17 protein-coding genes and 1 pseudogene are annotated in these 22,487 nt (G+C 68.8%); 11 read left to right on the top strand and 7 right to left on the bottom strand.

The annotated features are described in order from the left end of the window. Positions 1 to 5: 5 nt before the first annotated feature. From hemB to ffh, 3 genes are all read right to left on the bottom strand, one after another. Positions 6 to 1,016: a porphobilinogen synthase gene (gene hemB, locus EV685_RS19205; protein WP_130483684.1), complete on the bottom strand. Its 1,011-nt coding sequence runs from the start codon at positions 1,014 to 1,016 to the stop codon at positions 6 to 8. Positions 1,017 to 1,395: 379 nt separating this feature from the next. Next, positions 1,396 to 2,196, bottom strand: coding sequence for a DUF2726 domain-containing protein (locus EV685_RS19210; RefSeq protein WP_130483685.1), 801 nt, complete (start codon positions 2,194 to 2,196; stop codon positions 1,396 to 1,398). Between the two features lie 131 nt (positions 2,197 to 2,327). After that, positions 2,328 to 3,713, bottom strand: coding sequence for a signal recognition particle protein (ffh, locus tag EV685_RS19215; RefSeq protein ID WP_130483686.1), 1,386 nt, complete (start codon positions 3,711 to 3,713; stop codon positions 2,328 to 2,330). Between the two features lie 127 nt (positions 3,714 to 3,840). Between ffh and EV685_RS19220 the strand changes: the two genes are divergently transcribed. From EV685_RS19220 to EV685_RS19260, 9 genes and pseudogenes are all read left to right on the top strand, one after another. Continuing rightward, a complete protein-coding gene (locus EV685_RS19220; RefSeq protein ID WP_130483687.1) occupies positions 3,841 to 4,644 on the top strand; it encodes a cytochrome C assembly family protein in 804 nt (267 codons plus the stop codon). A gap of 131 nt (positions 4,645 to 4,775) precedes the next feature. Further along, a pseudogene (locus tag EV685_RS21235) lies at positions 4,776 to 4,913 on the top strand (PP0621 family protein); the annotation flags it as partial. 16 nt (positions 4,914 to 4,929) lie between these two features. Continuing rightward, a complete protein-coding gene (locus EV685_RS19230; RefSeq protein WP_130483688.1) occupies positions 4,930 to 7,119 on the top strand; it encodes a sensor histidine kinase in 2,190 nt (729 codons plus the stop codon). Then, a complete protein-coding gene (locus EV685_RS19235; protein WP_130483689.1) occupies positions 7,116 to 8,735 on the top strand; it encodes a sigma-54-dependent transcriptional regulator in 1,620 nt (539 codons plus the stop codon). Before EV685_RS19230 ends, EV685_RS19235 begins: the two co-directional genes overlap by 4 nt. 7 nt (positions 8,736 to 8,742) lie before the next feature. Next, on the top strand, positions 8,743 to 9,345 hold the full coding sequence (ampD, locus tag EV685_RS19240; RefSeq protein WP_207224875.1) for a 1,6-anhydro-N-acetylmuramyl-L-alanine amidase AmpD: 603 nt from the start codon (positions 8,743 to 8,745) through the stop codon (positions 9,343 to 9,345). A 401-nt stretch (positions 9,346 to 9,746) separates the two neighbouring features. Beyond that, positions 9,747 to 12,635 carry a ribonucleoside-diphosphate reductase subunit alpha gene (locus EV685_RS19245; protein ID WP_242615689.1) on the top strand — a complete coding sequence of 963 codons (2,889 nt, stop codon included), beginning with the start codon at positions 9,747 to 9,749 and terminating at the stop codon, positions 12,633 to 12,635. Between the two features lie 235 nt (positions 12,636 to 12,870). Beyond that, positions 12,871 to 13,965, top strand: a complete 1,095-nt coding sequence (locus EV685_RS19250) for a ribonucleotide-diphosphate reductase subunit beta (RefSeq protein WP_420820842.1) — start codon at positions 12,871 to 12,873, stop codon at positions 13,963 to 13,965. 202 nt (positions 13,966 to 14,167) lie between these two features. Then, positions 14,168 to 14,782: a histone gene (locus EV685_RS19255; protein WP_130483692.1), complete on the top strand. Its 615-nt coding sequence runs from the start codon at positions 14,168 to 14,170 to the stop codon at positions 14,780 to 14,782. A gap of 142 nt (positions 14,783 to 14,924) precedes the next feature. Next, positions 14,925 to 15,314, top strand: a complete 390-nt coding sequence (locus EV685_RS19260; RefSeq protein WP_130483693.1) for a DUF167 domain-containing protein — start codon at positions 14,925 to 14,927, stop codon at positions 15,312 to 15,314. 23 nt (positions 15,315 to 15,337) lie between these two features. On the opposite strand, the gene EV685_RS19265 is transcribed toward EV685_RS19260, so the two are convergent. The 4 genes from EV685_RS19265 to EV685_RS19280 all read right to left on the bottom strand — a co-directional run bounded on the left by EV685_RS19265 (position 15,338) and on the right by EV685_RS19280 (position 19,502). After that, positions 15,338 to 15,736 carry a hypothetical protein gene (locus tag EV685_RS19265; protein ID WP_130483694.1) on the bottom strand — a complete coding sequence of 133 codons (399 nt, stop codon included), beginning with the start codon at positions 15,734 to 15,736 and terminating at the stop codon, positions 15,338 to 15,340. Between the two features lie 56 nt (positions 15,737 to 15,792). Further along, positions 15,793 to 16,710, bottom strand: coding sequence for a carbohydrate kinase family protein (locus EV685_RS19270; RefSeq protein WP_130483695.1), 918 nt, complete (start codon positions 16,708 to 16,710; stop codon positions 15,793 to 15,795). Positions 16,711 to 17,435: 725 nt separating this feature from the next. After that, the gene (locus EV685_RS19275) at positions 17,436 to 18,191 is read right to left on the bottom strand and encodes a class II glutamine amidotransferase (RefSeq protein ID WP_130483696.1); all 756 of its coding nucleotides are present in this window, start codon (positions 18,189 to 18,191) and stop codon (positions 17,436 to 17,438) included. Positions 18,192 to 18,203: 12 nt separating this feature from the next. After that, the gene (locus tag EV685_RS19280) at positions 18,204 to 19,502 is read right to left on the bottom strand and encodes an NAD(P)/FAD-dependent oxidoreductase (protein WP_130483697.1); all 1,299 of its coding nucleotides are present in this window, start codon (positions 19,500 to 19,502) and stop codon (positions 18,204 to 18,206) included. Positions 19,503 to 19,605: 103 nt separating this feature from the next. Between EV685_RS19280 and EV685_RS19285 the strand changes: the two genes are divergently transcribed. Next, positions 19,606 to 20,070: a TraR/DksA family transcriptional regulator gene (locus EV685_RS19285; protein ID WP_130483698.1), complete on the top strand. Its 465-nt coding sequence runs from the start codon at positions 19,606 to 19,608 to the stop codon at positions 20,068 to 20,070. A 46-nt stretch (positions 20,071 to 20,116) separates the two neighbouring features. Further along, positions 20,117 to 22,471 (top strand): patatin-like phospholipase family protein, encoded by a 2,355-nt coding sequence (locus EV685_RS19290; protein ID WP_130483699.1) that lies wholly within the window; start codon positions 20,117 to 20,119, stop codon positions 22,469 to 22,471. The last annotated feature ends 16 nt before the right edge of the window (positions 22,472 to 22,487 follow it).

Genomic DNA, 22,487 nt, shown 5'->3' on the forward strand with positions numbered 1-22,487 from the left:
AGGCGTCAGTCCTTCGACTGGCGCAGCACGCGGGCCGCGTCGAGTGCGAAGTAGGTCAGGATGCCGTCGGCACCGGCGCGCTTGAAGGCCAGCAGGCTCTCCATCATCACGGCGTCATGGTCCAGCCAGCCGTTGCCGGCGGCGGCCTTGAGCATCGCGTACTCGCCGCTGACCTGGTAGGCGAAGGTCGGCACGTGGAACTCGTCCTTGACGCGGCGGACCACGTCCAGATACGGCATGCCGGGCTTGACCATCACCATGTCGGCGCCTTCAGCGAGGTCCAGTCCGACCTCGCGCAGCGCCTCATCGGTGTTGCCCGGGTCCATCTGGTAGACCTTCTTGTTGCTCTTGCCGAGGTTGCCGGCCGAGCCGACCGCGTCGCGGAAGGGGCCGTAGAAGGCGCTGGCGTACTTGGCGCTGTAGGCCATGATGCGGGTGTGGATCAGGCCTTCGGTCTCCAGCGCACGGCGGATCGCGCCGATGCGGCCGTCCATCATGTCGCTTGGCGCGACGATGTCGACGCCGGCCCGCGCCTGGGTCAGGGCCTGCTGGACCAGGACCTCGATCGTGACGTCGTTGAGCACATAGCCGTCGTCGTCGATCAGGCCGTCCTGGCCATGGCTGGTGTAGGGGTCGAGCGCGACATCGGTCATCACGCCCAGATCGGGGAAGCGGCGCTTGAGCTCGGCCACGACCTTGGGCACCAGGCCATCGGGGTTGGCGGCCTCCCGGCCATCGGGCGTCTTGTGGGTGCCGTCCAGTACCGGGAAGAGCGCCATCACTGGCACGCCCAGCTCGACGCACTGCTCGGCCACCGGCAGCAGCCGGTCCAGGCTCAGGCGCTGCACGCCGGGCATCGAGCCGACGTCCTCGGTGCGGCCCTGGCCTTCGAGCACGAAGACCGGGTAGATCAGGTCGCTCGGATGCAGGCGGTGCTCGCGCACCAGCGCGCGGGTGTAGGCATCGCGGCGCAGGCGGCGCGGGCGGGCCAGGGGGTAGGGTGGCGGGACGTGCATGGATCGACTCTTGGCGGGCGACAGGGAGGCCGCGATTGTCACGCCGAGGCGCCGCGTATGCCCATCCAGACTTGTCCAAGGTCAGTAGCCAACCCGATCCAGACGCACAAATCCCGCTGCTACACTCGTCCGCGAGCGACGGGCCGCAAGGCCCTCGTTCCCTGCTTTTCCTCCCTGAGCAGGTGCCTTACCGTGTTGACAGCGTTAAGGCTTTGCAGCCCCAGCATCGAGCTGGGGCTCTTTTTTTTGTGGCGTCGAGTGATCGAGGACAGGTCTGTTGACCCGTCCCACGGCGCGGCCCCAACGCGCTTGCCGGCGGTCACGAAAAAGCCGCCCTTCGGGCGGCTGGCGGGGTGGCCGTGTGAAGCGGTCGATCGTGTCAGCGACCGAGTCCGGCGATGCTGTGGGCGGGCGATTTGATGCCACCCAGGGAGCCGTTGTCGGCCAGTTCGTCCGTTCTGACCTCGACCTGATCAAGCGGCGCCGGGCGCGTCGCGTTGAGGTCATCGAACCAGGTGGTGCGCGGTGGCTCGCTGCCCGCTTCGACCGGCGCGGCGCGACCACGGCCTTCACGGTACAGAACGGGTTCGAGCGGGCTCGTTTCCGGGCCTTCGTCGGTGACGACTTCGGTGACGGCCTGCGCCACGAAGATCTTGCGCACTGCGGCCGGGTCAGGCAACAACGACTCGGTCCACACATGCAGCGGAATGCCCCCGGCGCGCAGCACACGTTCGACACGCTGGTGGCGCTTGCGGGCGCGCTCGGTCTCGACCCGGTCGGCCGGCCGGACCTCGATCACCGCGATCACGTTGGACGCGGCATCGCAGACCATCAGGTCGACGCACACATGGCCGACCCGGCGCATCCATTCGACGTAGGAGTTCCGCGTCGGCACGCGCACGAAATGCGAGATCGGCACCTGCGCCAGCACCAGGTGATCGGGCAGCGCACGCCTCAGCACCTCGAAGGCGCGCTGATGGCGCAAGGTCAGTACCCGGGTGGCCTCGGGCGGCCAGCCGATGACGGTGTCGACAGCGTCCAGCGCCCGCGGGCGACCGACGGTGGCCTTGCGCGGCTTGTCGCCCTGGCTGCGTCGCCAGGCCCAGACGACGATCGCCGCGCAGATTCCGGAGAAGACCACCAGAGCGATCGGATTGGCGGCCAACAGTGTGAGATCCATCACGACAAGTTAGCGTGCACGCACAAGGTCGTCAATGCTGCCCCTTGCGCGATTCATGTAACAGTCTCACCACTTGAAGTGATGCGGCGAGATGCGAACCGTGCTTGGAAACGGTTGCGCCCCAGAACGGGTCAGAAGCCCATACCGCCCATGCCGCCCATGCCGGGGAACTTGCCCTTGCCGCCGCCCATGCGCTTCATCATCTTCATCAGGCCGCCGCCCTTCATCTTCTTCATCATGTCGCGCATCTGCTCGAACTGGTTGAGCAGGCGATTGACCTCCTGGACCTGCACGCCAGCGCCAGCCGCGATGCGGCGCTTGCGGCTCGCCTTGAGCAGATCGGGCTTGCGCCGCTCCAGCGGGGTCATCGAGTTGATGATGCCCTCCATGCGGCGCACGTCCTTCTCGGCCTTGCCCATGTCGGCCTGACCGGCCTTGGCGGCCAGTTCGCTGGGCAGCTTGTCCAGCAGGCCCGACAGGCCGCCCATCTTCTTCATCTGGCTGAGCTGGGCCAGGAAGTCGTTGAGGTCGAAGCCTTCGCCGCTGCGGACCTTGTCGGCCAGCTTCTGCGCGGCCTGGATGTCGACGCCCTTCTGGACCTCCTCGACCAGCGCGACGATGTCGCCCATGCCGAGCACACGTCCGGCGTGGCGATCGGCGTCGAACACCTCCAGGCCGTCGATCTTCTCGGACACACCGGCGAACTTGATCGGCGCGCCGGTGATCTGGCGCACCGACAGCGCCGCGCCGCCGCGCGAGTCGCCGTCGAGCTTGGTCAGCACGACGCCGGTCAGCGGCAGCGCGTCCTTGAAGGCCTTGGCCGTGTTGACCGCGTCCTGGCCCTGCATCGCGTCGACCACGAACAGCGTCTCGATCGGGTTGAGCGCCGCGTGCAGCTCGCGGATCTCGGCCATCAGCGCCTCGTCGATCGCCAGCCGGCCGGCTGTGTCGACCAGCAGCACGTCAAACAGGTGACGCCGGGCATGGTCCAGCGCGGCCAGTGCGATGTCGCGCGGCTTGTCCTCCGGGCGGCTCGGGAACCAGTCGGCGCCGGCCTGTTTCGTGACGGTCTTCAGCTGCTCGATGGCGGCCGGGCGGTAGACGTCGGCCGAAACCGTCAGCACCTTCTTCTTGCGGCGCTCGATCAGGTGCTTGGCCAGCTTGGCGGTGGTGGTCGTCTTGCCGGCGCCCTGCAGGCCGGCCATCAAGATCACCGCTGGCGGCTGCACGGCCAGGTTGATGTCGGCCACGCCCTCGCCCATCGTCGCGGCGAGTTCCTTGTGCACGATGCCTACCAGCACCTGCCCTGGGTTGAGCGAACCGACGACTTCCTGGCCGAGCGCCTTCTCCTTCACGCGGTTGATGAAGTCGCGCACCACCGGCAGCGCGACGTCCGCCTCCAGCAGCGCCATGCGCACCTCGCGCATCATGTCCTGCACGTTCGTTTCGGTGATGCGGGCCTGGCCACGCATCGACTTGACGAGCTTGGATAGGCGATCGGAGAGGGCTGAGGCCATCGGGGATTCCGGAGATCTGTGACCGAAGAGGGCGGTCGGGCTGGTGTGGCGGGCCGTGCAGCGTCGTCACGACGGGGCCCGAAAGTACACTGTGCGAGTGATTCTATCGACCGCCTTTCCAAGCCCCTTGTCGCCCTGGTCCGTGTTGCCGGCCGTGCTGGCCCTGGTGGCCTATGCGTTGGCCTGGCCTCAGGGCGAGTCGGCGCTGGTCCGGCGTGCCTTGCCGGTGGCGTGGGTCGCCCACGGCACCGCGCTGTTCGCGCAATTGCTGGGCGTCGGCCTGCCGGGTGACGGCATCCGTTTCGGCTTTGCACCGGCCCTGTCGTCGACGGTCTGGCTGGTCCTCGCGGTGCATGCGATCGAAAGCCGCTTCGTGCCGGTCCCGACGATCCGCCGTCTGCTGGCGGGTCTTGGCGGACTGGCCGTGCTGGTGGGCCTGCTCTTTCCTGGCGAAGGCGCCATCCATGCCGTGTCGCCCTGGGCGCCTCTGCACTGGCTGATGGGCTTTGCGTCCTATGGCCTGTTCGGTGCGGCCGTGCTGCACGCGATCTGGCTGGACCGGGCTGAGCGGGCGATGCGCTCCCGCCGCGTGCCGGCTGCGACAGGCGGCTCGTTGCCGCTGCTGCTGCTCGAACAGCTGACCTTCCGTTTCGTGTCGGCCGGCTTTGTCGTGCTGTCAGGCGCCATCGTGCTGGGCAGTTGGTTCATGGCGACCTGGAGCTGGGATCACAAGACCGTCTTCTCGGTGCTGGGCTGGGCGGTCTTCGCCGGCCTGCTCGGTGGTCGACGGGCCTTCGGATGGCGTGGCCGACGTGCGACCCGCTGGCTCTACGTCGGCAGCGTGCTGCTGCTTTTGTCTTATGTCGGCTCGCGCTTCGTCTTCGAGGTGTTGCTGCACCGGCCTGCGGCCGTCGCGGGACTGGCGTCATGAGGGTGCTGCTCTGGTTGTTGATCGGCCTGGCGGTCTACCTGCTGATCCGCAAGTGGCGACGCGAGCGCGAGACGACGGCCGCAGAAGCGGCCCGATAAGCCGCTCCACCTCGAACCGGTGCCACGCCCTCGACAACCGGGCGCATGGTTCGTTGCGCCCACTGTGGCCTGCACCTGCCGGAGTCCGAGTCCGTGCGCAGTGCCGACGGGCAGGACTACTGCAGCCCCGCGCACCAGACGTCCGGTCCGCGCACCGGCCTGCCTTCCTGAGGACGGCTCCGGCGACATGGCCCGCAACCGACCTCCGGGACATCCGGCCACACCGCCGCTGCCGTTTCTTGACACCGATCTGCCCGGCCGTCGCCCGGGCCGTCCGGCGGTGCCGCGCGACTCATGGTTCGCGGGCTTCAGTGGTGCGGGCGAGTCGACCCGCCCCGAGGACATCGACGCACTGATCGCGCCGACGCGCCCTATGGGATCGGGCTTCGCGCCAACCCGGCCCGAAGAGCGTGTCGAACGTGACGACCGCAAGCGCTTCGAGCGCCTCCATGGCGACGGCTCGAACAGTTCGCGCGTGGCGCCGCCCAGTGGTCGGGTCGACCTGGATGCCGACACCCAGCCGGCCGAGGAATGGGCCGCTCACCCCGGTGCCCAGCCAGCGGTGGCCGAAGCCGCCCTTGGTGTCCGCGACGCCGAAGACTCCAGCGGCTACACCGCGCCGCCCGTCATCGAGCCCACGCCGGCACCGCGTGCCAAGGGTCCGCCCAAGGCCTTCAAGCGGATCCTGCGTGGCTTCATCGTGGCCCGGGCGCTGCTGGCCGTGCTGCTGCTGGCCATGCAGGCTGTCATCGCGATCTACGGCAGCTCCGGCTCGACCTTGCTGGCGCTGACCATCTGTGGCGGCTACACGCTGGCCACGCTGATGCTGGTCGCCCAGGTCGAACTGCGGTGGCTGCCGCAACTTGGCCTGCCGCTGGACCTGCAGGGGCACCTGCGGCGACGTTGGCAGCTCATGACCATCGGCGTCGATCTGGTGGGTTTCTCGGCGCTGCTGCTGGCGTCCATCTCCGGACCGCTCAACCTCAACGCGCTGTTCCTGCTTCCGGTGCTGACGGCGGGGGCGCTGCTGCCGCGCCGCATCGCCGCTGCCGTGGCGGCCTCGGTCGTGCTGCTGCTGCTGGGAGCGGCCTGGTGGCGGGTGCTCGAAGGTGCCGATCTGGCGACCCAGCTGACGCAGGCCGGCATGTTCGGCGCGATGGTGTTTGCGCTGGCCCTGCTGACCGCCGAGATGGCCGATCGCCTGAACCGCCAGGAAGCCGCCGCGCGCAGCACGCTGGAGATGGCGCGCCAGCAGGCGCTGCTCAACCGGTTGATGATCGAGGAGATGCAGGACGGCGTCATGGTGGTCGATGCCGACGGCCAGGTGCGGGCGGCCAACCCCGCTGCGATGGCGCTGATCGGCGCGCCGCCGGGGCGCCGCTTCATGGCCTTCGACCTGCGCCAGCACGAGGCCTGGGAACCCCTCTGGCTGGCCCTTGAGCGGGCCTGGACGACCGGTTTCTGGCCCGATGGTGGCGAGGAAATCCGGCTGCGCCTGAGCCAGGGCGCCAAGGTCGAGGAACGTGGCCTGCGCCTGCGCATGCGCTTCACGCGGCGGCAGGACAACGTCGATCCCGGCCTGGACGACAAGCCTGCCGAGTCCTTGCTGTGCGTGCTGTTCATGGAGGACGTGCGCACCTTGCAGTCACGGGCCCGACAAGAGAAGCTGGCGGCGATGGGCCGCGTCTCGGCGGGCATCGCCCACGAGATCCGCAACCCGTTGGCGGCCATCGCGCAGGCCAATGCCCTGCTGGCCGAGGACCTGATGCAGCCGGCCCAGCGCCAGCTCACGCGCATGGTGGCCGACAACGTCGTGCGCCTGCAGCGCATCGTCGACGACGTGATGGAGGTCGCGCCCGGCGCCCCGCGCGAGGCGCCGGTGATCGACCTGTCGGCCCAGGTCCAGATGCTGTGCGACGACTGGGGGCGCACCGCCGGCCTGCCGCATGTCGGCCCGAGTCCGCTGATGGTCGAGGCCGGCGACGGCGTCATGCCGGTGCGCTTTGATCCGGATCACCTGCGCCGCGTGCTGATCAACCTGCTCGACAACGCCCATCGCCATGGCAGCGGCCGAACCGATGCGCTGTGGGTGCGCGTGCATGCGCGCGGCGACGCGCAGGTCGTCTTGTCGGTAGCCAGCGACGGCCAGCCGATCGCGCCCGACGTCGAGCCCTACCTGTTCGAGCCCTTCTTCTCCACCCGCAGCCGTGGCAGCGGCCTCGGTCTCTACATCTGCCGCGAGCTGTGTGAACGTTATGGCGCCACGATCGAATACCACCCGCGCGGCGTCGGCGCACGTCACCGCAACGTCTTCGTGATGACGTTGCCGCGCATGATCCCGGTGCCGCCGCCGATGCGTCCCGGAGCGGGACGATGAGCGCCACCTCGCTTCACAGCCTGCTGGTGGTCGACGACGAGCCGGACCTTCGCACGATCTACGAGCTGACGCTGCTGCGCGAGGGCTATGAGGTCGAGACGGCTGGAAGCGTCGAGGAGGCCTGGGCCCAGCTCAAGGACCGAACCTACAGCGCCGTCATCACCGACATGCGCCTGCCCGACGGCAGCGGGCTGGACCTGCTGCGCCGGCTCGAACAGTCCGGCCGCAGCGAGCGGGCCATCGTCATCACCGCCTACGGCTCGGCCGAGAACGCGGTGCAGGCGCTCAAGTCGGGTGCCTACGACTACCTGACCAAGCCGGTCGACCTGAAGGTGTTCCGCAGCGTCGTCGCCGCCGCGCTGGGCCGCAGCCCGGCCGCCCGTGGCGCGGCCCCCAACGCGGCGCCGATCGGCGCGACCGGCGTCACCGGCGTGGCGGCCGACTTCGGCCAAGGTCTGCGCTCGATCGTGCCGAGGATCGAACGCGGCAGCGGTGCGCTGCGCCGCATGGCCGGCCAGTCCAACGCGATGCAGCAGGTTCGCGCGCTGGTCGACAAGGTCGCGCGCAGCATGGCGCCGGTGCTGGTGCAGGGCGAGTCGGGCACCGGCAAGGAACTGGTCGCACGCTCGATCCACCAGGTCAGCACGCGGGCCGCGCAGCCCTTCATCGCGGTCAACTGCAGCGCCATCCCCGAGCAGTTGCTGGAGGCCGAGTTCTTTGGCTACCGCAAGGGCGCCTTCACCGGCGCGGCCGAGGACCGCGAGGGCTTTTTCCAGGCCGCCAACGGTGGCACGCTCTTCCTCGACGAGATCGGCGACCTGCCGCTGTCGATGCAGAGCAAGCTGCTGCGCGCGATCCAGGAACGGGCGGTTCGCCCGGTCGGTGCCGTGGCCGAGGTGTCGGTCGATGTGCGCATCATCAGCGCCACCCACCGCGACCTGGCCGCCGAGGTTGGCGAGGGCCGCTTCCGCCAGGACCTGTTCTACCGCCTCAACGTCATCCAGATCCGCGTGCCGCCGCTGCGCGAGCGCCGCGACGACCTCTACGAGCTTTGTGCCCGCGTGCTCGAACGCATCGCCGCCGAGGCCGGCATGGCCGTGATGCCGCGCCTGACACCGCGTGCGCTGGACCATCTGGCGCACTACGACTTCCCGGGCAATGTGCGCGAACTGGAGAACCTCCTGCACCGCGCCGTTGCCTTGAGCAGTGCCAGCCAGATCGATGTCGAAGACCTGGAACTGCCGATCCCGCCACGTGCCCGGACCCTCGCACACGCCGTGGCCGCGACGAACGGACCGGGCGAGGGCCGCAGCGCTGAGCCGTGGACCACCGACCCCTTCAAGCCGCTGATCGAGCCCGCACCCCCTTCGGCTGCGGTGAGTGTCACCGCGCCGGTCGCCGAGCCCGCCGTGCCGCAGGATCTGGTGGCCTATCTCGACGAGGTCGAGCGGGCGGTGCTGGTGCGTTCGCTCGAACGCTACCGATACAACCGCACGGCGGCCGGCGCGGCGATGGGCCTGACGCTGCGCCAGATGCGCTACCGCATGGCGCGGCTGGGCATCCAGGTGGCCGGCGAGGGCCTGACCGTCGACGACGGCGAGGGCGGCGGCGAGTGAGCCGCACATGAAGCTGGCCCGACGTCGCCCAGGCGCGTCGTGGCGCTGGCGGGCCGGCTGGCATGGGCAGGCGCGGTCGGTGCCCAGTCCCAACGTCGGGGTCCGGCCGGTCGGTGTCGCGATCGACCTGGCGGTGGTGCACTCGATCAGTCTGCCGCCCGGACGCTATGGCAGCGACGCGATCGAGCGCCTGTTCACCAACCGCCTCGACCCGCAGGCCCATCCCGCCTTCGCCGAGGTCGCGGGCCTGCAGGTGTCGGCCCATTTCGTGATCCGGCGCGATGGCGCGCTGCTGCAGTTCGTCGCCCTGCAGGGCCGTGCCTGGCATGCCGGCGTGTCGCACTGGAAGGGCCGCGACAACTGCAATGACCACAGCATCGGCATCGAGCTGGAAGGTCTTGAAGGCCGCCGCTTCGCGGCCGCGCAATACCGCGCACTGGCTCAGCTGCTGCGCCAGCTGGGCCGTGTCCTGCCGCTGCGCGAGGTGGTCGGGCACGAGCATGTGGCGCCAGGCCGCAAGCGCGATCCCGGGCCGGGCTTCGACGCCTCGCGGCTGCGTCGACGGTTGCGTGGCAGCGGTCTGGTGCTGGCGTGGATGACCCCGAAATGAGAGATTTGGACTGCCTGGGGTTTATGCTCCCCTCACACTAGCGCTAGTGCTTCGCAACGATCGGGGCACTAGCTATAGTGCCTCCTCGTGCTATTCTCCGACCCGATCAAGACAGCAGCAGATCCCGTGACGCGCTGGTTCCGCAGTCCGCTTGAACAGCCTGTCGAGACCCAGGTCCGCGCTCCAAGGGACACGAGACCCGCAACTTCCAACCGTTTCCTGCCACCCGCCTGGCGACCGCGCGCACAGCAATCCGACGCTGCTGCTTGAGCCCCGGCGCGGCAGGGCATGGCCGATCGATGGGCTGCTGCCTGTCACGCCAGACGACCGACATCCCAGACACGCAAGGAGCACCGATGCAAGCAACCGGCACCCCGCAACCGCAGACCGCCCACATCGCCATGGCCACGGGCTATGGCGCCGACGGTCATCCCGTCGCCAGCGTCTATGCCAGCTACCAGATCATTCGCCGCAACGGCGCGGTCGTGGCCTTCGAGCCGCACAAGATCTCGGTGGCCATGATGAAGGCCTTCCTTGCGGTGCATGGGACCCAGGGTGCGGCTTCGGCCAGCGTGCGCGAGACCGTCGATGCCTTGACCGAGACCGTGGTGCGCGCGCTGATGCGCTCGCGTCCGAGCGGCGGCAGCTTTCACATCGAGGACATCCAGGACCAGGTCGAGCTCGGCCTGATGCGCGGCGGCCATCACGACGTCGCCCGTGCCTATGTGCTTTACCGCGAGCGCCGGACCCAGGAGCGGGCCCAGCAAGGGCAGGCCGCTCGCGCCGCCGAACCGACCTTCTACGTGACCGACCGCGGTCAGCGCGTGCCGCTGAATCTGGCGCAGCTGAGCGGCATCATCGAGGCCGCCTGCGCCAACCTGGGCAGCGAGGTCGTCGCTGCTCCGGTGCTCGCCGAGACGCGCCGCAACCTGTATGACGGCGTGCCGATCGACGAGGTCTACAAGGCTGCCATCCTGGCCGCACGCACGCTGATCGAGAAGGACCCCGCCTACACCCGCGTGACGGCCCGCCTGCTGATGCACACCATCCGCCGCGAGGTGCTGGGCGACGAGGTCACGCAAGGCGAGATGGGTGCGCGCTACGCCGAGTACTTCCCGGCCTTCATCAAGAAGGGCATCGAGGCGGAACTGCTCGACGAACGTCTGGCCCAGTACGACCTGGCGCGTCTGGGTGCCGCACTCAAGGCCGAGCGTGACCTCGACTTCGACTACCTCGGCCTGCAGACCCTGTACGACCGCTACTTCCTGCACGTGCGCAAGACCCGCATCGAGATGCCGCAGGCCTTCTTCATGCGTGTGGCCATGGGCCTGGCGCTCAACGAGGTCGACCGCGAGGCGCGTGCCATCGAGTTCTACGAGGTCATGTCCTCGTTCGACTTCATGTCCAGCACGCCCACGCTGTTCAACTCGGGCACGCGCCGCTCGCAGCTCTCGAGCTGCTACCTGACCACCGTGCCCGACGACCTCGACGGCATCTACGAGGCCATCAAGGACAACGCCCTGCTGTCGAAGTTCGCAGGGGGTCTGGGCAATGACTGGACGCCGGTGCGCGCGCTCGGTTCGCACATCAAGGGCACCAACGGCGAGTCGCAAGGGGTCGTGCCCTTCCTGAAGGTCGTCAACGACACCGCTGTGGCGGTCAATCAGGGCGGCAAGCGCAAGGGTGCCGTCTGCGCCTACCTCGAGAGCTGGCACCTCGACATCGAGGAGTTCCTCGAACTGCGCAAGAACACCGGTGACGACCGCCGTCGCACCCACGACATGAACACGGCGAACTGGATCCCCGACCTGTTCATGCGGCGCGTCATGGAAGGTGGCGACTGGACCCTGTTCTCGCCGTCGACCTGCCCGGACCTTCACGACCGTTTCGGCGCCGACTTCGAGGCTGCCTACACCGCCTACGAAGCCCGCGCCGACCGTGGCGAGCTCAAGCTGTTCAAGCGCATCCGGGCCGTCGACCTGTGGCGCAAGATGCTCACGATGCTGTTCGAGACCGGGCATCCGTGGATCACGTTCAAGGACGCCTGCAATGTGCGCTCGCCGCAGCAGCACATCGGCGTCGTGCACTCGTCCAACCTGTGCACCGAGATCACGCTCAACACCAACGATCGCGAGATCGCGGTCTGCAACCTGGGCTCGGTCAACCTGGCCCGTCACCTGATCGACGGCGATCACGGCAAGCAGATCGACCAGGCCAAGCTGGCCCGCACGATCACGGTGGCGATGCGCATGCTCGACAACGTCATCGACATCAACTACTACGCGGTGCGCAAGGCGCGTGACTCCAACCTGCGCCACCGCCCGGTCGGCCTGGGGATCATGGGCTTCCAGGATGCGCTCTATCAGCTGCGCTTGCCCTATGCGTCACAGGAAGCGGTCGAGTTCGCTGACCGCTCGATGGAGGCCGTCTGCTACCACGCCTATTGGGCGTCCACCGAGCTGGCTGCCGAACGCGGTCGCTACAGCAGCTACCGCGGCTCCTTGTGGGATCGCGGCATCCTGCCGCAGGACTCGCTCAAGCTGCTCGCCGAGGCGCGAGGTGGCTATGTCGACGTCGACGGTTCAGCCACCTTGGACTGGGACGCGCTGCGCGCCCGCATCGCCCAGCACGGCATGCGCAACAGCAACTGCGTGGCCATCGCGCCGACGGCGACCATCTCCAACATCATCGGCGTCGATGCCTCGATCGAACCCTGCTTCGGCAACCTCTCGGTCAAGAGCAACCTGTCGGGCGAGTTCACGGTCATCAACGAGTACCTCGTGCGCGACCTCAAGAAGCTGGGTCTGTGGGACGACGTGATGGTCATGGACCTCAAGCACTTCGACGGCAGCCTGCGCCGCATCGACCGCGTGCCCGAGGATCTCAAGCGCCTCTATGCAACCGCCTTCGAGGTCGAACCGGTGTGGCTGGTCGAAGCTGCCTCGCGTCGCCAGAAGTGGATCGATCAGGCTCAGAGCTTGAACATCTACATGGCCGGTGCCTCGGGCAAGAAGCTCGACGAGACCTACAAGCTCGCTTGGTTGCGTGGCCTCAAGACCACCTACTACCTGCGCACGATGGGCGCGACGCATGCGGAGAAGTCGACCGTCAAGGCGGGCTCGCTCAATGCGGTGCCGGGCGCCAGTGGCGGCGGGCTCCAGGCCGCATCGTCCGATGCGCTGGCTCTGCAAGCACAGGCCCAGTTTGCATCGGCCGCAGCCGAAGCAAGCCCGGCCACCGATGTGCGTTTCTGCGCCATCGACGACCCGACCTGCGAAGCCTGCCAGTGAGCTGAGGCGACCTCGTCCGACCTGAGACCCGCGTGCATCGAGACCGTCCAGCCGATGGGTTGCAAGAGGGCCGCGCGCCCTCTTGCAGCGTGTCAATAAGTGCTTGGTGTTTCGACGCAACATTCAGATAATTCACTTCATCAGGAAGTCAGACATGCTCGTCTGGGAAGACACTCCGCGCCCCACGCCAACGTCGGCGACCCCGTATCCATCGAACGTTCCGCGCGACGCTCCGATGCAGCCCTCGTCACTGCCGCACGCTGCGGTCGGCCTGCCGAGGGCTTCGTCATCGGCCACCGACGCAGGCTCCGAACGTCGCGTCAACATCGCTGACAAGCGCATCATCAACGGCCAGACCGACGTCAATCAGCTGGTGCCCTTCAAGTACAAGTGGGCCTGGGACAAGTACCTTGCGACCTGTGCCAACCACTGGATGCCGCAAGAGATCAACATGTCGCGCGACATCGCGACCTGGAAAGATCCCAACGGCCTGACCGATGACGAGCGACGCCTGATCAAGCGCAACCTCGGCTTCTTCGTCACGGCCGATTCGCTCGCGGCGAACAACATCACGCTGGGCACCTACCGCCACATCACCGCGCCCGAGTGCCGCCAGTTCCTGCTGCGTCAGGCCTTCGAGGAAGCGATCCACACTCACGCCTACCAGTACATCGTCGAGTCGCTCGGGCTGGACGAGGGCGAGATCTTCAACGCGTACCACGAGGTCGCGTCGATCCGCGACAAGGACGAGTTCCTGATCCCCTTCATCGACGCGATCATGGATCCGTCCTTCAAGACCGGCACGCTCGAGAACGACCAGACCTTGCTCAAGAGCCTGATCGTGTTTGCCTGTCTGATGGAGGGCCTGTTCTTCTACGTGGGCTTCACACAGATCCTGGCGCTGGGCCGGCAGAACAAGATGACCGGCGCGGCCGAGCAGTACCAGTACATCCTGCGCGACGAGTCCATGCACTGCAACTTCGGCATCGACCTGATCAACGCGATCAAGCTTGAGAACCCGCAGCTGTGGACCGCCTCGTTCAAGGCCGAGATCAAGGCCTTGTTCATGAAGGCGGTGGAGCTGGAGTACCGCTATGCCGAGGACACCATGCCGCGTGGCGTGCTGGGCCTCAACGCTTCAATGTTCAAGGGCTATTTGCGATACATCGCCAATCGGCGCGCCACGCAGATCGGCCTCGACGAGCTCTTCCCGAACGAGGAAAACCCGTTCCCCTGGATGAGCGAAATGATCGACCTGAAGAAGGAGCGCAATTTCTTCGAGACCCGCGTCATCGAGTACCAGTCCGGCGGTGCGCTGTCCTGGGACTGAGCGAGCGCCTTGCCGGCCCGGTTGCCGGTGAATCCCGCGACTCGTTGACGACGGTTCGACCCCACTGGCGCGGCAGGCTTGAAGGCCTGTCGCGCCTGAACACATCCCCAGCACCCGAGGTCGGCGCAAGAATGACCCGGGCTCTGTGGATCATGTGGCCCATCGGGCTGCATGTCCCGTCAACCTGATCAAGGAGATACCCATGGCAACTGCGAAGAAAGCTGCAGCGAAGAAGGCGGCCCCCGCCAAGGCACCGGCCAAGAAAGCCGCTGCTCCGAAGCCCGCGCTGAAGAAGGCGGCGCCTGCGAAGAAGGCCGCCGCTCCGGCGAAGAAGGCTGCTGCGCCGGCCAAGAAGGCCGCTGCGAAGAAGGCGGCTGCGCCGGCGAAGGCACCGGCCAAGAAGGCTGCCGCTGCGCCGAAGCCCGCGCTGAAGAAGGCGGCACCGGCCAAGAAGGCCGCTGCTCCGGCGAAGAAGGCGGCCGCGAAGAAGGCGGCTGCACCGGCGAAGGCTCCGGCGAAGGCTCCTGCCAAGAAGGCCGCAGCACCGAAGCCGGCGCTGAAGAAGGCGGCACCGGCCAAGAAGGCGGCCGCGCCTGCCAAGGCACCGGCCAAGAAGGCCGCTGCGAAGAAGGCCGCTGCGCCCGCCAAGGCCCCGGCAAAGAAGGCGGCAGCCAAGAAGGCCGCCGCCAAGAAGGCTGCCAAGAAAGCGGCCCCTGCGCCGGCTGCCCCTGCGGCTGCTGCGCCCGCTGCACCGTCGGCGAAGACCACGCTGAGCCCTCAGGCGGCTTGGCCCTTCCCGACCGGCGACAAGCCCTGATCGAGCCGTCCGCCGCCGTGCGGGTCTTGCGACCCACGGAGGCGGCGGTGAGCTCACGCCCGGACGAATGTCCGGGTTTTTTTTCGCCTGCTCCCCAGGCGTCCTTCGACCGGTCGTCGAGCTGACGGGCCGGACCGACACCATGTCCAAGCGTCCTGTTTCACCGCATGCTGTTCCTGCAGACCCAAGCGCGCCCCGGGTCATCGCAAGCTTCCTGAGCTGGCCGCACGCTGGCGGTGTGCTGGTCGATGTGACCGTCGTGCCCAACGCTCGGCGGACCGAAGCGGTCGGGCTGCACGATGGCGCCTTGCGGGTGAGACTGGCTGCTCCACCGGTCGACGGTGCCGCCAACGAGGCGCTGCAGCAGTGGCTGGCCCGATCGCTGGGCCTGCCGCAGCGCGCGGTCACCCTGGTGCAGGGGCAGACCAGCCGACGCAAGCGTCTGCACGCGCAGGCCAATGCACAGGCCGTGCTCGGCTGGCTGGCGGATCTGCGGACGGCCGGTGTGCCGGACCTGTCGCTGCCGGATTGAAGGGCCGCTGGCCGTGTCCCCCGTCAGGTCGCGTCAGGACGGCCCAGGTTGGGCTCTGGCGCGTGCGGCAAGGCACCGGTGTGGATGACCGGCAAGGCGGGCATGGCGGGTGCTGTGCTGGCGCCTGCTCGGTCCGAACCGGTGTCGAGGGCGTGCAGTGCCTGCAGGCGACGATTCTTGTCACGCAGGCGGCGCACCTCGTCCTGCAGGCTGGCGATGTGGGCCTGATCGGCCTCGGCTTCGGCCAGGCGCTTGCGCAGCTCCAGCAGCTGGCGCGCGGCGGCCTCGCGCGAGATGCGCAGCTCGGTCTCGGCTTCGATCACCGCGCGGCGCGAGCGCTGGCGGTCCCAGCTTGCCAGCAGCAGCAACAGCACGCCCGCGATCAGGCCCAGGACCCCGAAGAGGCTGATGACGACATCCATCGCGCGCTCCTTGTGGCGTTGACGCCGGCTGGCCGCAACCGCCGGCGCAGCCTGGATCAGGCCGGGGTCAGGCCCAGTGCGACCGGGTCCAGCACGTGGTTCTGGGTGCCGGCGGCGGCGATCTTGATGGCGCCCACGCGGTTGCCCAGCTCGACGCAGCGCACCAGGTCCCAGTCGCGCTCCAGGCCGTAGAGCAGGGCGGCGCGGAACGCGTCGCCGCAGCCGGTCGGGTCGACCACCGCCTCGGCCTGCACGCCGGCCACGCGCGTGACGTTGCCGTCGATCCACACGTCGCAGCCCTCATGGCCCAGCGTCACGACCAGGCCCTTGAGGTGCGAGCGCGACAGCGTCGCCAGGTCCACGCCGGTGCGGTCGCACAGCATGCGGCCTTCGTAGTCGTTGACGGCCACCCAGGTTGCCAGTTTGACGAAGTGACGCAATTCGTCGCCGTTGAACAGCGGCAGGCCCTGACCCGGGTCGAACACGAAGGGGATGCCGGCCTCGGCCATTTGCTCGGCGTGGCGCAGCATGGCGTCGCGGCCGTCGGGGGCGATGATGCCGATGGCGATCTCACCGCGCGGGTTCGGGATCGCGAGCCGCACCGCATGTTCCATCGCACCGGGGTGGAAGGCGGTGATCTGGTTGTTGTCGCGGTCGGTGGTGATGTGGCACTGCGCCGAGTAGCACTCGCTCAGCAGCGCGACATGGCGGGCGTCGATGCCCAGGTCACGCAGGCGCGCCAGGTACACATCGCCATCGGCGCCGACGGTGGCCATCGGCAAGGGCTCGCCGCCGAGCTTCTTCAGCGAATAGGCGATATTGCCGGCGCAGCCACCAAACTCGCGCCGCAGCGACGGCACCAGGAAGGACGTGTTCAGGATGTGGATGTGGTCCGGCAGGATCTGGTCGGCGAAGCGGCCGGGGAAGGTGGCGATCGTGTCGAAGGCGAGGGAGCCGCAGATCAGGGCTGGCATGGTCACTCCGTGGTCGGCTGGGGCGGCCGTGAAAGGGGATGCGGGAAACGCAGGGCATGAAGCCGGCAAGCCGCCCGCGAAACGGGCGATTGTCGCTGCCCTGGTGGACACGGAGGGGTTGGATGCTGCGCTGCATCGTGACGCCGGGACGGATCCGCGTGGATCGGTGGCTGCACGAAAAAAGAAGGGGGACGGGACAAGGGCTCCGGACGCTCGCTCTCTCTTGTCCGGCTTGCCCGCCCCCCTGGGACCTCACCCAGTCCCGAACGCTACTCTGTCGAGGAGACGCAAAGTAGTGCTTCGACCGTCGCCGCGCCGGGGTGAGGCTCGCGCGGCGGCGGGGTTCGTCGACGCGCCGGAAGGGGCTCCGGGCGGGACGGGAAAACGGGCGTCGAACGCGGTTGGACCTGCTCGACGCGTAGGGGCGGCACTCAGCGCAACTGCGCGGTGACGACGCCTTGTTCAGGACTTTCGGCACCGGCAAAGGCACCCAGGGCGATGACCAGCGCGGCGGCGGCCAGCCAGTCGGTCCAGCGGAATTTCTTCATCTCGCGGCTCCCTTGTTGCGGCCAGAGGATCCTGGCAAGACCCTGAACCCAGCCTGATCTGCAAAACGCAGGAGCCGTGCCATGCAGCGAATGTGTCGCCGATCACGGCCGGCGGCGGGACTTGCAATGGCTCATTGCAAGACTGACGCAAAGCGTCAGGCGGCCTGACGGGAATCGTCAGCGAACCCGGCTGCCGTCGACGAAGGTGGCCAGTTCTTGCGGTCGCATCGCCTGCCAGGTTTCGTCACGGGTCAGCGGCTCGGTCACCACGATGGCGACGCGGTCGCTGGGCGTGGTCTGGGCGGCGAAGTCGACCGTCAGGTCCTCATCCTGCAACTGGGCCCGTGCGAACGGGTGGCGTCGTTCGACGTAGTGCAGGTGCGTCGAGCAATGGGCCCACAGGGCCTCGCCGTTGCTGAGCAGGAGATTGAAGGTGCCGTGCGGGGTGATGCGTGGCAGCAGCTCGGCCAGCGTCTCGCTCAGGTGCTCGACGCTCGGCAGCGAGGCGTGGTTCTTGGCCAGTTCCTGCATGAGCCAGCAGAAGGCGCGCTCGCTGTCGGTCGAGCCGACGGGGCGGAAGGCGGCGTGCAGCTTCGGGTGGAAGTCGACCAGGTTGCCGTTGTGCGCAAAGACCCAGTAGCGGCCCCACAGCTCGCGCTGGAAGGGGTGGGTGTTCTCCAGCGCGACGACGCCCTGCGTGGCCTTGCGGATGTGGGCCAGGATGTGGCGGCTGCGGATCGGGTAGCGCTGCACCATCTGCGCCACTGGCGAGACGGTGGCGCTCTGGTGGTCGACGAACAGGCGCACCCCCGCGCCCTCGAAGAAGGCGATGCCAAAGCCGTCTTTGTGCTCCTGGGCACGCTGGGCGAAGCCGGTGAAGCTGAACACCAGATCGGTCGGCGTGTTGGCGTTGAGGCCGAGCAGCTGGCACATGGCGGGTCGGTCTCAGCGGCTGCTGAACAGGCGCATCAGGCCCTTGAGCGAGAGCAGGTTGCCGGGGTTGCTGGTTTCCTCCAGCACCCCACTCATGCGCCGCAGCACCGACGCGCTGCGGCGGGCGCGCCAGATCACCAGATCGGCCAGCCACGGGTGATGGTTGACCTGGTTGGCCTTCTCGTAGAGGTCAAAGCGCGGCTGCAGCGCCGCGATGGCGGCCTGGTAGCGCGCCAGCACGGCCGCGTCGTCGCCGGATGGCTCGCCGATGCAGGCGGCGGCCAGCATGCCGGTCTCCATGGCCTTGCCGATGCCTTCGCCGCTGAAGTCGTAGGTCGAGCCGATCGCCTCGCCGGTGGCCAGCACGCCGGGTCGACCCAGGCGGGCACCGCGCAGCGTGCAGCGCAGCGGTGCGCCCTTGGTCTCACCGCGCCAGCGGGCCTGCTGCATCAGCTCGCGGGCGGGGGGATGGACGCGGGTGAAGGCGTCGAACAGCGCGTGCAGGTTGGCGCCGTCGCCGCTCTCGCCACGCTGGAAGAAGGCGCCCACGCCGATGTTGAACAGGCCGTCGCCACAGGGAAAGATCCAGCCATAGCCGGGCCGCAGCGCGCGGTGCCAGACGACGTCCATGGTGGTCAGCCGCTCGGCCAGTTCAGGCGCATGCACGTGCACCCGCAAGGCGATGCCGGTGGGCGTGCGGCGTTCGCAGAGGTCGGCCTTGATCAGCGCCGGCACGGCTGCGCCGGTGGCCATGACGACCCAGCGCGTGGCCACTTCACGGACATGCGCCGTGTCACCCGCCGCACGCAGGCGAGCGCCATGCACCCGGCCGTTGGACTCGATCAGGCCGTCGAACTTCCACGGTGTGCGCACATGCACGCCGACGCGCTGCGCCTGCTGCACCAGCAACGTGTCCAGCACCTGGCGCGGCAGCACCGCGAGCCGGCCCGGCACGTCGACCTGGCCGCCACGCGGCGCGACGCAGCGCACATGCGCGACCGGCTGGGCGCGTGCCAGCACCGCATCGAGCACGCCCAGGTGGCGCAGGGCGGTGTGGGCATCGGGGATCAGGCCTTCGCCGCAGATCTTGTCGCGCGGGAAGTCGTGCTGGTCGATCAGCAGGACCGAGCGCCCGGCCCGCGCCAGTTCGATCGCGCAGGCACTGCCAGCCGGTCCGGCGCCAACCACCAGCACGTCGACCGCTGCGGGCCAGTCGCCGCTGCCGTCGACCCGCAAGGTGGCATCGCGGCCAAGTCGCGCCGCCACGTCGGGCGGCAGGCTGGGGTTCGGGGTCTGGTGACTGGTGTTCATGCCGGCAGGATTCTAGGGAGCGGGCTGGACCGCTGCGGCTTGACCCGCGTCAAGTCGGCGTGACCGATGGCGCGCGAGCATGGGGCATCCACCGGAGAAAGACATGAGCCCCGCCCGTCAACGCCACGATCACTTCGTTCATGCCGATCCGGACCGCGTCCTGGCCCCGCCCCGCACCGGTCATCTCGACATCGCCCAGCGCCAGACCCTGCGTGCCGTGTTGCTGCGCCGACGCGATGCCTTGCTCGCAGCCGTGCGCCTGCACGAGTCCGGCGAAGGCCGTGTCGCCCATGCCGCCGAAGTGCTGGCGCAGGACGGCGACGACGCGCCGCAACGCGACGCCGACCGCGAGGTCGATCTGGCCCAGTCCGACCAGGCGCGGGTCGAGCTGGCACAGGTGCTGGCCGCACTGGCGCGGCTGGACGGCCCCGAGTTCGGCCGCTGCCAGCAGTGCGGCGACGACATCGCCTGGGCCCGTCTGCAGGCCTGTCCGGAGGCTGGCCTGTGCATCGCCTGCGCGGTCGGCGCCGAGCGCGTCGCGGGCGCTTGGTCGCGCCCGTCGATGTGAGTCCAAGGAAACCCAGGCGAGGTCCAGCGGCGGGCAGAATGGCCCGATGCGATGGCGACGATCGACGAAGGACAGGCTGGGCCCGCAGCGCCTGAAGGCCCTGTTCGCAGGCTGGCTCGCCTTGCCGTGCCTGCTGCTGATCGGCACCTCCCGACCCGCCCTGGCGGCCGACGCGACCTTGCCGGACTGCGGCCTGGCGCGAGGCCTGCGGCCTTGCATCGCGCTGGTGCTGTCGGGCGGTGGTGCGCGTGGGCTGTCGCATGTGGGCGTGATCGAGGTGCTCGAGCGTGAGCGCATCCCCGTCGACCTGATCGCCGGCACCTCGATGGGCGCCATCATCGGCGGCCTGCATGCCTCGGGCCTGGGCGCGGGCCGGCTTGAACAACTGCTGCAGGACCTCGACTGGGACGCGCTGTTCGCCAACCGTCTGCCGCGCGAGTCGCTGCCACCGCGCCGCAAGGATGAGGATCAGGAGATCTCGCCAGCCATCGAGATCGGCCTGGGTCGCGACGGCACGCCGATGCTGCCGCTCGGCCCGGTCTCCAGCCGTGGCCTGGAGCTGCTGTTGCGGCGCTATGTGCTGCCGGTGCGAAGCGTGTCCGATTTCGACCGCCTGCCGATCCCGTTCCGGGCTGTTGCGACCGACATGGAGAGCGGCGTGGCCGTGGTCTTCGACCGAGGTGACCTGGCCCAGGCCCTGCGAGCCAGCATGTCCGTTCCTGGCGTCTTCCCGCCCTCGGAAGTGCAGGGCCGGCTGCTTGGGGACGGTGGTCTGGTCGACAACCTGCCGGTCGAGGTGGCCCGCCGGCGCGGTGCCGACCGGGTCATCGCCGTCAACGTCGGCACACCGCTGGCCGGGCGCGAGTCGCTGGGGACAGTGGTTGGGCTGACGGCGCAGATGATCAACATCCTGACCGAGCAAAACGTGCAGCGCTCACTGGCCAGCCTGCGGCCGGACGTGGACCTGCTGATCGCACCGGCGCTCGGGACGCTCAGCTCGGCCGACTTCGGTCGTTCGCGCGAGCTGATCGCACGAGGTCGCGAAGCGGCCCACGCGCTGCTGCCGCAGTTGCGCAAGCTGGCGTTGACGGAGGATCGCTGGCTGGCTCTGCAGGCCCGCCGGCAGGGTCCGACGCGGCCCGCCGCGCCCATCATCAGCCTGCGCTTTGAAGGCGCCGATGTGAGTCAGCCGCAGCAGCAGGCTGCGGCACTGGCGAGCCGGCCAGGCCAGGCCTTCGACGTCAACCAGGTCGAGGCCGACACGCGAACCTTGTCGGCCACCGGCGACTACCTGCATGCCGACTACCGGCTGGAGGACCTGCCGGCCGGCACCGGTCTGGTCTTCTCGCTGGTCGAGAAGCCCTGGGGGCCGGACTACTTCCGGCTCGGCCTGGAGATGGCCAGCGACTTTGCCGGCCGGGGCGATTTCAACCTCAAGCTTGGCCACAACCGGCACTGGCTCAGCAGCAGCGGCACCGAATGGCGCAACCGGGCCCAGATCGGCTCGGTGCCGCGCTGGTTCAGCGAGCTCTACCAGCCGCTGGGTGGCGTCACGTCCAGCGGGGCGCAAGTGTTTGTCGCGCTGCAGGGCGAGCTGGAGCGCCGCCGGCTTGACGTCTACCAGGCGATCGGCCCCGAACAGGACGGCGCCGACGCGGTGCTGCAGGCCCGCCACGCCCGATCGGCTGCCCGGCTCGGGCTGGACCTGGGGCGCACGCTCGGTGCGCTGGGTGAAGTGCGTATCGGCCTGTCCAGCCTGCGCGAGCTGACGGTGGCCGAGCTGACGCGCGATGCCGGCCCGATCGGCTCGCCGTCCAGCGAACGCACCCGCGAACGCGGCCTGCGTGCTGCCGTGCTGATCGACCAGCTCGACCACGTCAGCTTCCCGCGCAGCGGCCATCGACTGCGCCTGATGGTGGAGGCCGGACGACGGCGCCTGATGCCCGATGCCGGCACGGTCCGTGACGAGGACTACCGGCGCCTGGAGGCCGATGCGCAGCGGGTGCTCAGCCGGGCGGCGCACACGCTCGATGCTGGCCTGCGCTGGCGCCAGGCCAGCCAGAGTGCGCCGCTGGGGCGTCAGGCCTATGCGCTGGGCGGTTTCCACAACCTGTCGGGCTACGCGGTCGACCAGCTCGACGGCAACGCGACGCTGCTGGCGCGCCTGACCTGGACGCTGCGCCTGAACACGCAGCCCGTGCTGACCCGTGGCTTCTTCGCCGGGGCGACGCTGGAGGCTGGCAACGCATGGCGAGACGCGGCGGCCGCTGATCTGCGCACGCTGCGTCCGGGCAGCAGCCTGTTCCTGGGGGCCGACACCGGCCTCGGTCCGCTCTATTTCGGCACCACCTGGGCGCCGCAGGGCAGCCTGGGGCTGTTCCTGCGTCTCGGACGACCCTGAGCCGGCGGTGCCTGGC

This window comes from Sphaerotilus mobilis (assembly GCF_004216565.1).
GTDB lineage: Bacteria > Pseudomonadota > Gammaproteobacteria > Burkholderiales > Burkholderiaceae_C > Sphaerotilus > Sphaerotilus mobilis.

What these genes read in the sequence shown, in the direction of transcription:
- hemB (WP_130483684.1), bottom strand. Translation starts at nt 1,016, where the DNA reads ATGCACGTCCCGCCACCCTACCCCCTGGCCCGCCCGCGCCGCCTGCGC.
- EV685_RS19210 (WP_130483685.1), bottom strand. Translation starts at nt 2,196, where the DNA reads ATGGATCTCACACTGTTGGCCGCCAATCCGATCGCTCTGGTGGTCTTC.
- ffh (WP_130483686.1), bottom strand. Translation starts at nt 3,713, where the DNA reads ATGGCCTCAGCCCTCTCCGATCGCCTATCCAAGCTCGTCAAGTCGATG.
- EV685_RS19230 (WP_130483688.1), top strand. Translation starts at nt 4,930, where the DNA reads ATGGCCCGCAACCGACCTCCGGGACATCCGGCCACACCGCCGCTGCCG.
- EV685_RS19235 (WP_130483689.1), top strand. Translation starts at nt 7,116, where the DNA reads ATGAGCGCCACCTCGCTTCACAGCCTGCTGGTGGTCGACGACGAGCCG.
- ampD (WP_207224875.1), top strand. Translation starts at nt 8,743, where the DNA reads ATGAAGCTGGCCCGACGTCGCCCAGGCGCGTCGTGGCGCTGGCGGGCC.
- EV685_RS19245 (WP_242615689.1), top strand. Translation starts at nt 9,747, where the DNA reads ATGGCCACGGGCTATGGCGCCGACGGTCATCCCGTCGCCAGCGTCTAT.
- EV685_RS19250 (WP_420820842.1), top strand. Translation starts at nt 12,871, where the DNA reads ATGCAGCCCTCGTCACTGCCGCACGCTGCGGTCGGCCTGCCGAGGGCT.
- EV685_RS19255 (WP_130483692.1), top strand. Translation starts at nt 14,168, where the DNA reads ATGGCAACTGCGAAGAAAGCTGCAGCGAAGAAGGCGGCCCCCGCCAAG.
- EV685_RS19260 (WP_130483693.1), top strand. Translation starts at nt 14,925, where the DNA reads ATGTCCAAGCGTCCTGTTTCACCGCATGCTGTTCCTGCAGACCCAAGC.
- EV685_RS19265 (WP_130483694.1), bottom strand. Translation starts at nt 15,736, where the DNA reads ATGGATGTCGTCATCAGCCTCTTCGGGGTCCTGGGCCTGATCGCGGGC.
- EV685_RS19270 (WP_130483695.1), bottom strand. Translation starts at nt 16,710, where the DNA reads ATGCCAGCCCTGATCTGCGGCTCCCTCGCCTTCGACACGATCGCCACC.
- EV685_RS19275 (WP_130483696.1), bottom strand. Translation starts at nt 18,191, where the DNA reads ATGTGCCAGCTGCTCGGCCTCAACGCCAACACGCCGACCGATCTGGTG.
- EV685_RS19280 (WP_130483697.1), bottom strand. Translation starts at nt 19,502, where the DNA reads ATGAACACCAGTCACCAGACCCCGAACCCCAGCCTGCCGCCCGACGTG.
- EV685_RS19285 (WP_130483698.1), top strand. Translation starts at nt 19,606, where the DNA reads ATGAGCCCCGCCCGTCAACGCCACGATCACTTCGTTCATGCCGATCCG.
- EV685_RS19290 (WP_130483699.1), top strand. Translation starts at nt 20,117, where the DNA reads ATGCGATGGCGACGATCGACGAAGGACAGGCTGGGCCCGCAGCGCCTG.